The 12,040-nt window shown below is 69.2% G+C and carries 14 protein-coding genes; 7 read left to right on the top strand and 7 right to left on the bottom strand.

The window, feature by feature from the left end; genetic code table 11:
• Positions 1–4: 4 nt before the first annotated feature.
• Positions 5–406, top strand: coding sequence for a RidA family protein (locus ACI2JZ_RS04150; protein WP_404596590.1), 402 nt, complete (start codon positions 5–7; stop codon positions 404–406).
• 27 nt (positions 407–433) lie between these two features.
• On the opposite strand, the gene ACI2JZ_RS04155 is transcribed toward ACI2JZ_RS04150, so the two are convergent.
• Genes ACI2JZ_RS04155 through ACI2JZ_RS04170 form a run of 4 tightly spaced genes read right to left on the bottom strand, consistent with a single transcriptional unit; the run spans position 434 to position 3,300 of the window.
• The gene (locus ACI2JZ_RS04155) at positions 434–826 is read right to left on the bottom strand and encodes a DUF1304 domain-containing protein (RefSeq protein WP_336640575.1); all 393 of its coding nucleotides are present in this window, start codon (positions 824–826) and stop codon (positions 434–436) included.
• Between the two features lie 38 nt (positions 827–864).
• Entirely contained in the window at positions 865–1,686 is an 822-nt protein-coding gene (locus tag ACI2JZ_RS04160) for a CPBP family intramembrane glutamic endopeptidase (RefSeq protein ID WP_372491579.1), read from the bottom strand.
• A gap of 5 nt (positions 1,687–1,691) precedes the next feature.
• Positions 1,692–2,417 carry a tRNA (guanosine(46)-N7)-methyltransferase TrmB gene (trmB, locus tag ACI2JZ_RS04165; RefSeq protein WP_336640576.1) on the bottom strand — a complete coding sequence of 242 codons (726 nt, stop codon included), beginning with the start codon at positions 2,415–2,417 and terminating at the stop codon, positions 1,692–1,694.
• Positions 2,418–2,460: 43 nt separating this feature from the next.
• A complete protein-coding gene (locus tag ACI2JZ_RS04170; RefSeq protein ID WP_404596591.1) occupies positions 2,461–3,300 on the bottom strand; it encodes a DUF3097 domain-containing protein in 840 nt (279 codons plus the stop codon).
• A 122-nt stretch (positions 3,301–3,422) separates the two neighbouring features.
• Here ACI2JZ_RS04170 and ACI2JZ_RS04175 point away from each other — a divergent pair, with 122 nt between their 5' ends.
• The 4 genes from ACI2JZ_RS04175 to ACI2JZ_RS04190 all read left to right on the top strand — a co-directional run bounded on the left by ACI2JZ_RS04175 (position 3,423) and on the right by ACI2JZ_RS04190 (position 7,573).
• The gene (locus ACI2JZ_RS04175) at positions 3,423–5,465 is read left to right on the top strand and encodes a TPM domain-containing protein (protein WP_404596592.1); all 2,043 of its coding nucleotides are present in this window, start codon (positions 3,423–3,425) and stop codon (positions 5,463–5,465) included.
• Positions 5,466–5,520: 55 nt separating this feature from the next.
• A complete protein-coding gene (locus tag ACI2JZ_RS04180; RefSeq protein ID WP_247622817.1) occupies positions 5,521–6,264 on the top strand; it encodes a PspA/IM30 family protein in 744 nt (247 codons plus the stop codon).
• A gap of 68 nt (positions 6,265–6,332) precedes the next feature.
• Positions 6,333–7,139 carry an arginase family protein gene (locus ACI2JZ_RS04185; RefSeq protein WP_247622818.1) on the top strand — a complete coding sequence of 269 codons (807 nt, stop codon included), beginning with the start codon at positions 6,333–6,335 and terminating at the stop codon, positions 7,137–7,139.
• Positions 7,136–7,573: a Fe-S oxidoreductase gene (locus ACI2JZ_RS04190; RefSeq protein WP_404596593.1), complete on the top strand. Its 438-nt coding sequence runs from the start codon at positions 7,136–7,138 to the stop codon at positions 7,571–7,573. Before ACI2JZ_RS04185 ends, ACI2JZ_RS04190 begins: the two co-directional genes overlap by 4 nt.
• A gap of 23 nt (positions 7,574–7,596) precedes the next feature.
• On the opposite strand, the gene ACI2JZ_RS04195 is transcribed toward ACI2JZ_RS04190, so the two are convergent.
• The 3 genes from ACI2JZ_RS04195 to ACI2JZ_RS04205 are packed head-to-tail and all read right to left on the bottom strand — an operon-like array spanning position 7,597 to position 9,310.
• The gene (locus ACI2JZ_RS04195; protein ID WP_336640581.1) at positions 7,597–8,067 is read right to left on the bottom strand and encodes an SIP domain-containing protein; all 471 of its coding nucleotides are present in this window, start codon (positions 8,065–8,067) and stop codon (positions 7,597–7,599) included.
• Between the two features lie 56 nt (positions 8,068–8,123).
• Positions 8,124–8,837 carry a tyrosine-protein phosphatase gene (locus ACI2JZ_RS04200; protein ID WP_247622821.1) on the bottom strand — a complete coding sequence of 238 codons (714 nt, stop codon included), beginning with the start codon at positions 8,835–8,837 and terminating at the stop codon, positions 8,124–8,126.
• Entirely contained in the window at positions 8,834–9,310 is a 477-nt protein-coding gene (locus ACI2JZ_RS04205) for a carboxymuconolactone decarboxylase family protein (protein ID WP_247622822.1), read from the bottom strand. Before ACI2JZ_RS04205 ends, ACI2JZ_RS04200 begins: the two co-directional genes overlap by 4 nt.
• A 171-nt stretch (positions 9,311–9,481) precedes the next feature.
• On the opposite strand from ACI2JZ_RS04205, the gene ACI2JZ_RS04210 reads away from it, so the two are divergent.
• Positions 9,482–10,402, top strand: a complete 921-nt coding sequence (locus tag ACI2JZ_RS04210; protein WP_404596594.1) for an alpha/beta fold hydrolase — start codon at positions 9,482–9,484, stop codon at positions 10,400–10,402.
• Positions 10,403–10,507: 105 nt separating this feature from the next.
• Positions 10,508–12,025: an ABC transporter substrate-binding protein gene (locus ACI2JZ_RS04215; protein ID WP_404596595.1), complete on the top strand. Its 1,518-nt coding sequence runs from the start codon at positions 10,508–10,510 to the stop codon at positions 12,023–12,025.
• The last annotated feature ends 15 nt before the right edge of the window (positions 12,026–12,040 follow it).

Consider the following 12,040-nt stretch of genomic DNA (forward strand, 5'->3'; position numbering starts at 1 on the left):
GTTCATGGACATCTCACTGATCAGACCGGCAGGGCTCGTCATGAGTCCCGCGTTCAGCCACGTCGCGGTCGTCCCGCCGGGAGCGACGACGATCCACGTCGGCGGCCAGAACGGCGTCGACGAGTCCGGGAAGATCGTCTCCGACGACGCCGCAGAGCAGTCGATCCGCGCGGTCGAGAATGCGGCGATCGCTCTGGCGGCGGTCGAGGCGACGCTCGACGACGTGATCAGCTGGACGGTGCTGATCCACCAGGATGCGGATCTTCGCGCCGCCTACGGCGCGGTCGCCTCACGGCTCGCGCGAGACGGCGAGCCTCCGCTGGTGACCGCCGCGATCGTCTCCGCGCTCGGCGTTCCCGGCGCGCTGATCGAGATCAGCGCCGTCGCCGCCGTCGTGCGCGCCTGACGGGCGTCCGGCGATCCGGTGCCGCGATCAGGCGAGCGATGCACCGATCGCGGTGACGACGACCGCGAGGAGCGGCAGGGTGCCCTGCATCGCCGCAGCACGCGCCTTCGTCCGGTCCGCGAGCACGAGCACGAGAGCGGCGGCCAGCATCATCCCGGTGCCGGCGAAGACCAGGGTCAGCCCGATCGTGACGAACCCGAACATCGTGAACCCGATGCCGAAGAGGGTCGTGAGCGCCAGGAACAGATTGTAGAAACCCTGGTTGAAGGCGAGCTGCTTCATCGTGACGGCATCCGCCTCGCTGGCGACGCCGAAGATCTTGCGGGTCTCGGGCTCGGTCCACTTCAGCGACTCGAGCGCGAAGATGAAGACGTGGAAGGCGGCAGCGGCCGCGGCGAGGACGAGTCCGGCGATGAGCATCCTCCGATTGTCGCAGACTCGCGCCCTCGCGCGCGGCCTCAGACGAGGAAGATCGGCAGCAGTCCGGGATTGTGCGCGTGCACCAGAACGGCGAAGACGACGGCGTCGAACAGCAGGTGCACTGTAACCACGTAGGCGAGCGAATGGGTGCGCAAGAAGATGAACCCCTGCAGCAGTGCGAACGGGATCGTCAGGAGAGGGCCCCACTCCCGGTAGCCGAGTTCCCAGAGGAACGAGACGAACACGATCGACTGCAGCACGTTCGCCACCGCGTCCGGGAAGTGCCGGCGCAGCAGGGCGAAGACGGTGCAGATGAAGAACAGCTCGTCCCAGATGCCGACCGCACCGACGCCGACGAAGAGGCGCGCGATCAGATCGGGGGTGTCGACGACGGGCCAGTTGGCGTAGACGCCGCTCGTGATGAAGTAGAACGGCAGGATCAGCCAGCCGAGCACGAGGACGGCGACGAGCCAGCCCCACTGCAACCGGCCCCACCGGCGGTGCGCCCGCCACGGGAAAGAGATCGCCCGGTCGCGATAGACGAAGCGCGACACGAGATAGGGCAGAGCGACCGCGCCGCCGAGCGCGAGGGTGAAGCGCAGCATCGCAAGGTTGTCGAGTTCGGCGGCCAGCGGGATCACACTCACGACGAGCAGGCCGAGGGCGATGAGCGAGAGGTCGCGCGTGAGCGAGGGGGCGGATGCCGTGACCCGTCCGCGTTCGATCGCCCAGGAGACGCCGATCCCGATCGCCAGCAGCACCCATCCGAGCCAGGCGATCTCCGCCACGAAGAACGCCGGCGCAGCGGCGCAGACGAGCACCGCCGGGACGATGCCCCGGGTGCGCACGTCGCTCCGCACGTCGGTCACGGGCGCGGGCGACGTCGGTAGACGAGGTCGCGGATATCGCGCCCCTTCGCGATGCCCTTGCGCTCGAAGGCCGTCATGACGCGTCCGTCGAAGCGGTCGGCCCACTCCCCCTCGAAGGCGCGCTCGAAGAGCGGCTCGGCATCCAGCACCTCGCGCATCTGCAGCGCGTAGTCCTCCCAGTCCGTCGCGAGACGGAGCAGGCCGCCGTCGACGAGCGCCCTGGCCGCGTTGTCGGCGAATCCCGGACGCACGAGGCGACGCTTCGTGTGCTTCTTCTTGTGCCACGGATCGGGGAAGAAGATCCAGGTCTCCGCGGCGGCGGCCTCCGGCAGGTACGACGAGAGCACCTCGGGCGCGTTCGCCTCGATGACCCGCAGGTTCTTCGCGCCCTCCCGGTCGGCGTCGAGCATGGTGCGGGCGAGCCCTGCACGGAACACCTCGACGGCGAGGAAGTCGTCATCGGGCCGCGACGCCGCAGCGGCGACGATCGCGTGCCCCTGCCCCGAGCCGATCTCGACGATCAGAGGGGCGTCGCGACCGTATTCGGCGGCCACGTCGAGGCGGGCCTCCGGGTGCACCGAGGTCCACGCGACGGCCCGCGGCACGTCGAGCAGGTAGTGCGGGGCGAGGTCGGTGAAGGCGCGGTCCTGCGCCTCGGACATCCGTCCGCTCCGGCGCACGAAGGACACCGGCTCGTCACGGAAGGTTCGGGGTTCGGGCATGCTTCCAGGGTAGCCGGGTGCGTCCCCTCGACCGGTGCGCGGGTCAGCTCGCGGGTTCCGTCACGAAGTCGATGAGTTCTTCCACCCGGCCGAGCAGCGCCGGCTCGAGATCTCGGTAGCTGTGCACCTTGCTCAGGATGTGCTGCCACGCACGCGCGGTGTCGGCCTGGGTCTCGTGCGGCCATCCGAAGGCGCGGCAGATCCCGGTCTTCCAGTCCGTGCCCCGCGGGATCTCGGGCCAGCGCGTGATACCGAGTGCCCGCGGGGTGACGCACTGCCACACGTCGACGAACGGATGCCCGACGATGCGCACGTGGCGCCCGTGCGGCCCCCGGGCGACGGCATCCGCGATCCTCGACTCCTTCGAGCCCGGCACGAGGTGGTCGACGAGCACGCCGTAACGCCGCTTCGCGGACGGAGGCTCGTCGGCGAGCAGCTCGTCGAGGAGGTCCACGCCCTGCAGGTACTCGACCACGACGCCCTCGACGCGGAGATCGGCACCCCACACCTTCTCGACGAGCTCCGCGTCGTGCTTGCCCTCGACGAGGATGCGGCTCGGCAACGCGATGCGCGCGCGCTGGTCTCCGACGGCGAAGGATCCGGATGCCGTGCGCTGCGGTGCCTGTGTCTTCGGCACCGGGGGCGCCAGCCGCACAGGCCTGCCCTCGATGAGGAAGCCGCCGCCGAGCGGGAACAGACGCTTGCGGCCCTTCCAGTCCTCGAGTTCGACGTTTCCGCCCTGCACGCGGGTGACCGCTCCGCAGTACCCGTCGTCGGCGACCTCGACGACGAGATCGAGCTCGGCGGGGACCGTCGGCACCTGCTTCGCACCGCGCTCGCGCCAACCCGATGCGAGCACATCCGATCCGTACCTGTCGTCCATGCCTTCCAGCGTATGCGTCTCCGCTGAGGGCGAACGGCGATCCGCTCTCGGATGCTGTCGCGTGTCGGGCTGTGTGAATAGACTCGGGGCATGGGGCTCGCCTGCCGGTCGGAGGGAAAACGATGAAGACACGGTGGCTGGCGCTGAGCGCCGCGGTCGTCGCCGTCGCGGCGGGTCTTGTCACTTCCGGGGCCGCCTCCGCGACCGATCCCCTCACGCTCGACTCGGGGTACGTGACCGATGCCGCGGGTGTCCTCAGCGCGAGTGAGAAGGACGCCGTCGAAACGCGGCTCCAGGAGCTCACCGAGAACTCGTCCGCCGATCTCTTCGTCGTCTTCGTCGACGAGTTCACCTCGCCGAACGACCGCGTCGAATGGGCGGACACGACGGCGACGCGCAGCAACCTCGGTCCCGATCAGTACCTGCTCGCGATCGCGACCGATCAGCGCAGCTACTACATCTCCGCGGCCGAGGGCGGGCCGTTGAGCAACTCCCGCCTCGACGACATCGAGCAGGAGATCCAGCCCCTGCTCGCACAGGACGACTGGGACGGAGCGATACTCCTCGCCGCCGACGAGATCCAGGGCGATGGCGGCGCGGGCGCCCTGCAGGCGTTCCTCGTCGTGGCCGGGCTCATCGCTCTCGCGCTCGTGGCGTGGCTGGTCATCGCTCTCGTCCGGCGGAGCCGCCGGGCGGCCGCGATCCGCAAGCGCGGGGCGATGCCGGAGCATCCGGACCCCGCCGACCCGTTCTCGACGCTGACCGATGAGCAGGTGCAGACGCAGGCGGGTTCCGCTCTCGTGCAGGCCGACGACGCCATCACCTCGAGCCGCGAGGAGCTGGGGTTCGCGATCGCGCAGTTCGGTGAGAGCGCGACGGCCGAGTTCACGACCGCCGTCGATCAGGCGAAGGCGAAGCTGTCGGAGGCCTTCGACCTCAAGCAGAAGCTCGATGACGAGATCGAGGACACGGTGCACGAGCAGCGCGCCTGGAACATCCGCATCATCCGGATCGCCGACGAGATCGACGACGTCCTCGACGCGAACACCGAAGCCTTCGACTCCCTCCGCAAGCTCGAGCAGAACGCCCCGCAGGAACTCGAACGCGTGCGTCGCGAGCGCGCCGCACTCGCGCCCGTACTCGCCGGAGCGGCGCCGGCCCTGGCGGCGCTCTCGGCGACCTACGCGGCCGAAGCGCTGAGCACCGTCGCCGACAACCCCGTTCAGGCTCAGGAGCGTGCGGGCCTCGCCGACCACGCGATCGAGGCGGCGGGCCAGGCGATCGCGGCCGGCCGCACGGGCGAAGCGGCGTTCGCCATCCGCACGGCTGAGCAATCCGTCGCCCAGGCGACCCAACTCGCGCAGGCGATCACGGCCCTCGGCTCGGATCTCGCCGCCGTCGAGACACAGTCGCGGGCGCTCGTGGCCGAGCTGCAGTCCGATGTCGCCGCCGCGCAGCAGCTCCCCGACACCGGCGGAGCACTTTCCGCAGCCGCGTCCACGACCCTGCAGTACCTGCAGGCCGCGCAGGCCGATCTCACCGGTACAGCGCGCAATCCGCAGCGCGCTTTCGATGCCCTGTCTGCCGCGAACGCCCAGATCGATGCCGCGATCGCGCAGGGGCGCGAGGCGCTCGAGCGCACTCGGCGCGCGGAGCAGATGCTCGAGCAGACCCTGACCCAGGCGGGCTCCGAGATCCGCACCGCCCGGGAGTTCATCGAGACCCGACGCGGAACGGTCGGGTCCACCGCCCGCACCCGCCTCTCGCAGGCCGATGCGAGCCTCACGCAGGCGGTCGCCCTCCGCACCACCTCGCCCGACGCCGCGCTCACCGAGGCCACCCGCGCCCTCGATCTCGCACGACAGGCGATCTCCTCCGCGTCCGCCGACGTGTCCGCCTACGACTCCCGTGGATACGACGGCTGGGGCAGCGGACCGTTCGGAAGCTCCGGGGGCTCCGGCTCGTCCGGTGGTTCCGGCCTCGGTGGCGACATCCTCGGCGGCATCATCGGCGGCCTCCTCGCGGGCGGAGGTGGTGGCAGTCGATCCTCCTCCCGGAGCAGCGGCTGGCGCTCGAGCGGAGGCGGTGGATTCCGCAGCTCGGGCTTCGGCGGCGGCCGCTCCAGCGGCGGGCGCAGCGGCCGCTCGGGAGGTGGGCGCTTCTGAACCTCATAGGCCACTCGACAAGACTTCGATTCCGACCCTCTGAAAGGAACCTCGCATGACCAAGCAGTCCATCTTCGGACGAATCTCGACCCTCGTCCGCGCGAACATCAACTCGCTCCTCGACTCTGCCGAAGACCCGCAGAAGATGATCGATCAGCTCGTGCGCGACTACACGAACAGCATCGCCGATGCCGAGTCCGCGATCGCCGAGACGATCGGCAACCTGCGCCTGCTCGAGCGCGACCACGAAGAAGACGTGCAGTCGGCCACCGAGTGGGGCAACAAGGCCCTCGCCGCCAGCCGCAAGGCCGATGAGATGCGCGGCTCCGGCGACACCGCCGACGCCGACAAGTTCGACAACCTCGCGAAGATCGCGCTGCAGCGTCAGATCAGCGCCGAGCGCGAGGCCCGCGGCGCAGAGCCGCAGATCGCCGCTCAGACCGAGATCGTCGACAAGCTCAAGAGCGGCCTGAACGGCATGAAGGACAAGCTCGGCGAGCTCAAGAACAAGCGCAGCGAGCTTCTCGCACGCGCCAAGGTCGCCGAGGCGCAGACCAAGGTGCAGGACGCCGTCGGATCGATCAACGTGCTCGATCCCACGAGCGAGCTGGGCCGCTTCGAAGACAAGGTCCGCCGTCAGGAGGCCATCGCGCAGGGCAAGATCGAGCTCGCGGCATCGAGCCTCGACGCCCAGTTCGAGAGCCTCGAGGACCTCGGCGAGCTCACCGAGGTCGAGGCGCGCCTCGCCGAGCTGAAGGCCGGCGGCACCGCTCCCCGTCAGGCCCTCGAAGGCAACTGATCCACCCCGCGGATGCCCCGGACTCACCGTCCGGGGCATCCGCACTTCCTCTTTCCCGGGAGGCACCCATGGTGCGATTCCTCGTCGTCCCGCAATGGCAGGGATCACCGGCCGCACGCGCGATGCTCCTCGTCGACGGCGCATCGGCCATCGCCGGCGACCTGCCGCGCGCCCGCACGACCACCCTCGACGTGCCGGTCGAAGCCGGCGAGTCGCTGGGGACCGGTGTGCGGCGGCTCAGCGCTCTGCTGCGCACCCGCGAGCTGATCCGCGAGCACCTCACCGACGAGTACAGCGTGCTGATCGGTGGAGACTGCAGCATCACCGTCGCCGCCCTCGACGCGCTGCCCGGCGGCACCGACGACCTGGCCGTGGTGTGGTGCGACGCTCACGCCGACCTGAACACGCCGGAGACCTCTCCGTCCGGGGCGTTCTCCGGCATGGCGCTCCGCGCGATCCTGGGCGAGGGAGAGCCGCAACTCGCGCTCACCGCTGCCCTCCCCCGAGAACGCATCGTCACGGTCGGAATGCGTGCCCTCGATGATGCCGAGGTCGACGAGATCTCTTCGTTCGCCCACCTGCAGGTCGCCGACCTCGACGACACGGACGCGCTGCTCGATGCCGTCCGCGCGACCGGCGCCTCACGTGTCTGGGTGCACATCGACGTCGATGTGCTCGATCCCGCCGAGATCACCGGAGTCTCCGATCCCGCGCCGTTCGGCACGACCCCGGCGGCGCTCGCCTCGGCCATCCGCCGACTCCGCGAAGACATCCCGCTCGCGGGTGCCACGATCTCGGGCTTCGCCCCGCGCACGCCCGCCGACGCGGTGGACGACCTCGGTGCGATCCTGCGTCTGATCGGTGCCGTCGCATGACGACGGACTGGAGCCCCGCGGCCGAGGAGGCACTGGCCCGCGGCCGACGCTTCGACCGCCGCATCCCCTCCTTCCTCCTCCGCTCCCCCGTGAGCCGGATCGGCTACGCCTGGGGGACGGCCGTGGGATGGCTCTGGGGGTCGCTGTGGAGCACCGGCCCCGTCGAACGCCGCGGCGGACTCTGGATCTTCCGGGGAATGCCCACGTGGACCTTCAATCGCGGCGGCGTGTGCGTCGGAGGATGCTTCCTCACCGGTGACGTGCGTCCGACCGACGCCGTCCTGCGTCACGAGGCGGTCCACAAGGCTCAGTGGCTGCGGTACGGCTTCCTCATGCCGGTGCTCTACTTCGTCGCCGGGCGCGACCCGCTGCGCAACCGCTTCGAGATCGAAGCCGGGCTGGAGGACGGCAACTACGTGCGCCGCTCCCGCTGACGGTCAGCGATCGACCGGAACGTTCAGCGATCGATCGGGAGCAGACCGAAGCGCTCGGGAGCGTGGATCGACGTCGCCTCGACCGCGAGGCTCGTCGTGAGGTGATCGACGATGTCGGCGGTGCCGAGGTAACCGCCGAGAAGCGTGACCTGGGTGGAGACCTCGTCATCGCAGAGCATCTCGTCGGCCCACGCGCACGTGGCGCGCGCGAGTGCCTGACCCGGGGCGCAGGAACGACCGGAACCCGGAGCACCCGAGCGGTCTGCGCGTGCCAGCCAGGTCACGGTCATGCGTGCCGGCGCGTCGATGACCTGGATATCGGCAGCGGTCGGAACTTCGATGAAGATCCGACCCGATGCGCACAGCGGGAGCGTGGAGAGGAACATCTCGAGGTCGACGAGCGACTTCTCATCGGCCGTCACGAGGTGGTGCGAGCGCTGACGAGCGGCACGGCGCGCTGCGCGTGTGCTGCGGATGTCGAACGAGGTGTCCATGGTTCCTCCATCGTAACACCGATGAAGGCATGCCTAACCTTGCTCCGCGATTCGCCTCAGCCGACGGGCTCGACGAGTGCCGCGGTCAGCGCCGCGAGCTCGGCATCCGTCATCCCCTGCGCCCGCAGATAGTCGGCCGCCGACCCCCAGCGCTCGTCAACCATCTCGAGAAGACGGCGCATCACCGGAGCCGGGGACTGCGTCGCGAGAGCGACGGCGTTGACGGCTTCGGGGTGGAGCTCGGTCAGGTATGCGGCGATCCGTCGGTTCCGCTCGGGTGGGAGTTGCGACTCGGTCAGCGCATAGTCCTCGATCACCGCCTCGCGATCGGCACCCACGGCCGACAGTGCCAGTGCGACCGTCACCCCCGTGCGGTCCTTGCCGACCGTGCAGTGGACGAGCGTCGGCTCCCCCGCCGCGATGATGCGGATGGCCTCGACGAGCCTCCCACCGCTCTCCTCGAGGAGATGCAGGTAGAGGTCTTCGAGACTCGTGTCGGTCTCGAAGAACGAGCGCACGGACCCCAGGAACAGCGGGAGGTGGGTGGTATCCGGACCGACGATCTCGCTGGGCTCCGCCGCCACCTCCTCGCCGTCGCGCAGATCGACGATGTGCGCGACACGTCCGCGGAGCTCCTCGGCCCCCTTCGCCGTCGCTCCGGAGAGCTGACCGGAGCGCAACAGGATGCCCTGACGGATGCGACCGCCTGCCGCCGGCATCCCGCCGACGTCGCGTACGTTGTTGACGCCGCCGACGTCGAGCACGCTCATGGCCGGGCCTGCGGCGAACGGGCTGGTACGGGGTATCGCCCGGCGACCACGACGCGGTTGAACGCGTTGATCGACACGCACGCCCAGCTCAGGGCCGCGTACTCCTTCTCGGTGAACACGCTACCGACGCGGTTGTACACCTCGTCGGACACGCCCTCCTCCGAGATGAACGTGAACGCCTCGGCGAGTTCGAGCGCCGCGCGTTCGCGCTCGCTGAACACGCCGCTCTCGCGCCAGGTCGCGATCTGCATCATGGTGTCGGCGTCGATACCGGCAGCCTCGGCACGGTCGACGTGGATGCGTGTGCAGTAGGCGCAGCCGTTGAGCTGCGAGCAGTGGATCATGACGAGCTCCTTGAGACGATCGTCGATGCCATTGGCGGCGCAGATCTCTCCGACGGTGCGCGAGAACGCATCGAGGGCCTGGTAGGCGGTCGGCTCGGTCTTGGAGAGGTGCACTCGCGTCTCGCTCATGACTCCATGATATTCGGCTGCCGGTGTCGGACGGCCGACGCATCCCGTCATCGAGAAATGCGCAAAGCCAATCCTGCAAGCTGTTTGCTTAACTTTTAGACAAGCGTTTGATGGTTCTAGATGCTCACTTTGGTCCGCCATTTCGCGATGCTTGCTCCAGGGGCGCAGAATATGGGCGTGGCGATCGACATCAGCGAGTTCAGCTATCTTCCCGCGCAGGCCGAGGCGCTCGGCCTCCCCGTTCCCCCGGTCGAACGGCTCACCCTCCCCCTGCCGGATGGCCGCACGGTCAGCGCGCTGCGCTTCGGGACGGAACCCGCCCGTGTGACGCTACTGCACGGTGCTGGTCTGAACGCGCACACCTGGGACACCACAGCGCTCGCCCTCGGCACCCCGCTCCTCGCGATCGACCTCGCCGGGCACGGAGACTCGTCCTGGCGCGACGACCTCGACTACACGCCGCGCACACTCGCCGTCGACGTGGCCGCGGCGCTCGATGCCTGGACCGATGTACCGCAGATCGTCGTCGGACAGTCCCTGGGCGGCCTGACCGGCGCGGCGCTGGCGGCGAGCCGCCCCGATCTCGTCGCCGAGCTCATCGTCGTTGACATCACCCCCGGCATCGACACCTCCGCCGGTCCCGCGGCCCTCCGCGAGTTCTACGCCGGGCCCGTGGACTTCGCGACCCGCGATGAACTCGTCGACAAGGCGATCGCGCTCGGGTTCGGCGGTACACGCCCCGAGACCGAGCGAGGCGTGTTCCTGAACACCCGCGTGCGACCGGACGGACGCATCGAGTGGAAGCACCATTTCGCGCACCTCGCCGCGCAGGCTCTCGCATCCCACGCCCCGGGCACCCCGGCGGCACCGTCCGTCCTGCACGAGACGGGATGGGACGACCTCGCCGCCGTCCGCGCTCCCCTGACCTTGATCCGGGCGACGCGGGGATTCGTCAGCGAAGCGGATGCCGATGACCTGCAGCGCCGCATCCCGACCGCACGCGTCGTGGTGTTCGATGCCACCCACAACGTTCAGGAGACCGCTCCCGTCGAGCTCGCCGAGTTCGTCGCCGCAGCCTCCGCGTCGGTGTGAAACGGAATGTGACGTCGCGTTCCACACCGCACCCTTCGATTTCTCGCTCATCCCTAGGCTCGTTCAACCGGCACACAGCACCTGCCGCACCGAGAGGAAACCATCATGTTCCGACGCTCCCGACGCGTAGCGCTCATCTCCGCGCTCGCCGCCACCGCTGTCATCCTCAGCGCGTGCTCCGGCAGTCCGCAGCCCGCCGCCACCTCGACCGGTGAGGTCGACCCCGACGCGACCCTCCACGTGGGTCTCGTGCTCGAGCCGACCAACCTCGACATCCGGCACACCAGTGGCGCGGCACTCGAGCAGATCCTCATCGACAACATCTACGAGGGCCTGGTCACCCGCACTCAGGACAACGAGATCGAGGCGCGCATCGCCTCGGACTACTCGGTCTCCGACGACGGCCTGACCTACTCGTTCACCCTCAACGACGGAGTGGTCTTCCACGACGGCTCGCCCCTGACGTCGGCCGATGTCGTCGCCTCGTACGAGCAGGTGCGCACCGACGAGACCATCCAGGGCAACGCGGAGTTCGCCTCGGTCTCCGCGATCACCGCGCCCGACGAGAAGACCGTCGAGATCGTGCTCTCCGAGCCGAACCAGAACTTCCTCTTCGCCCTGACCGGTCCCGCCGGCCTGGTGTTCAAGAGCGGCGACACCACCGACCTGCAGACGGCGGAGAACGGCACCGGCCCCTTCACCCTCACCCGCTGGAACAAGGGCAGCACGATCACGTTCGCGCGCAGCGACGCCTACTGGGGCGAGCCCGCCGGCGTCGCGTCGGTCGAGTTCCAGTACATCCCCGACTTCACCGCGGGTGTGAACGCCGCGATCGCGGGCGACGTCGACGTGCTGACCGCCGTCGACCCGAACCTCGCGTCGCAGCTCGAGGACTCGGGAGATTTCACCCTCACCACGGGTCGCACGACCGACAAGGCCACGCTCGCGTTCAACAACGCGAAGGCGCCGCTCGACGACGTCCGCGTGCGCGAGGCATTGCGCCTGGCGATCGACCACGACGCGCTCATCGAGGCGGCCGGCGCGGGCACCCCTCTCTACGGACCGATCCCCGAGCTCGACCCGGGCTACGAAGACCTCTCCGATGTCGTCTCCTACGACCCCGAGCGCGCGAAGGAACTCCTGGCGGAGGCCGGGCAGGAGGATCTCGAGCTGACCCTCACGATCCCCTCGTTCTACGGCACCACGGTGCCGAAGGTGCTCATCTCGGACTTCGCGAAGGTGGGCGTCACCCTCGACGTCGACTCGGTCGAGTTCGCCACCTGGCTCGAAGACGTCTACACGAACCACGACTACGACCTCAGCTACGTGCTGCACGTCGAGCCGCGTGACTTCGGCAACTTCGCGAACCCGGACTACTACTTCGGGTACGACAACGCCGAGGTGCAGAGCCTCTACGCCGAGGCCCTCGCCGAGGTCGACCCCGACAAGTCCGCCGATCTCCTCGCCCAGGCGGCGCGGATCGTCTCGGAGGACCACGCGGCCGACTGGCTGTACAACGGCCAGACGATCACGGCGGTCGCGCCGATCGTCACCGGCTTCCCCGAGGACTCGATCAACTCGCGCATCAACCTGGCCGGCGTGACGGTCTCGTCCGCCGAGTAAGCGGCGGTCTCGTCC

The sequence above is a fragment of the Microbacterium sp. NPDC087868 genome (assembly GCF_044900755.1).
Classification (GTDB): domain Bacteria; phylum Actinomycetota; class Actinomycetes; order Actinomycetales; family Microbacteriaceae; genus Microbacterium; species Microbacterium galbinum.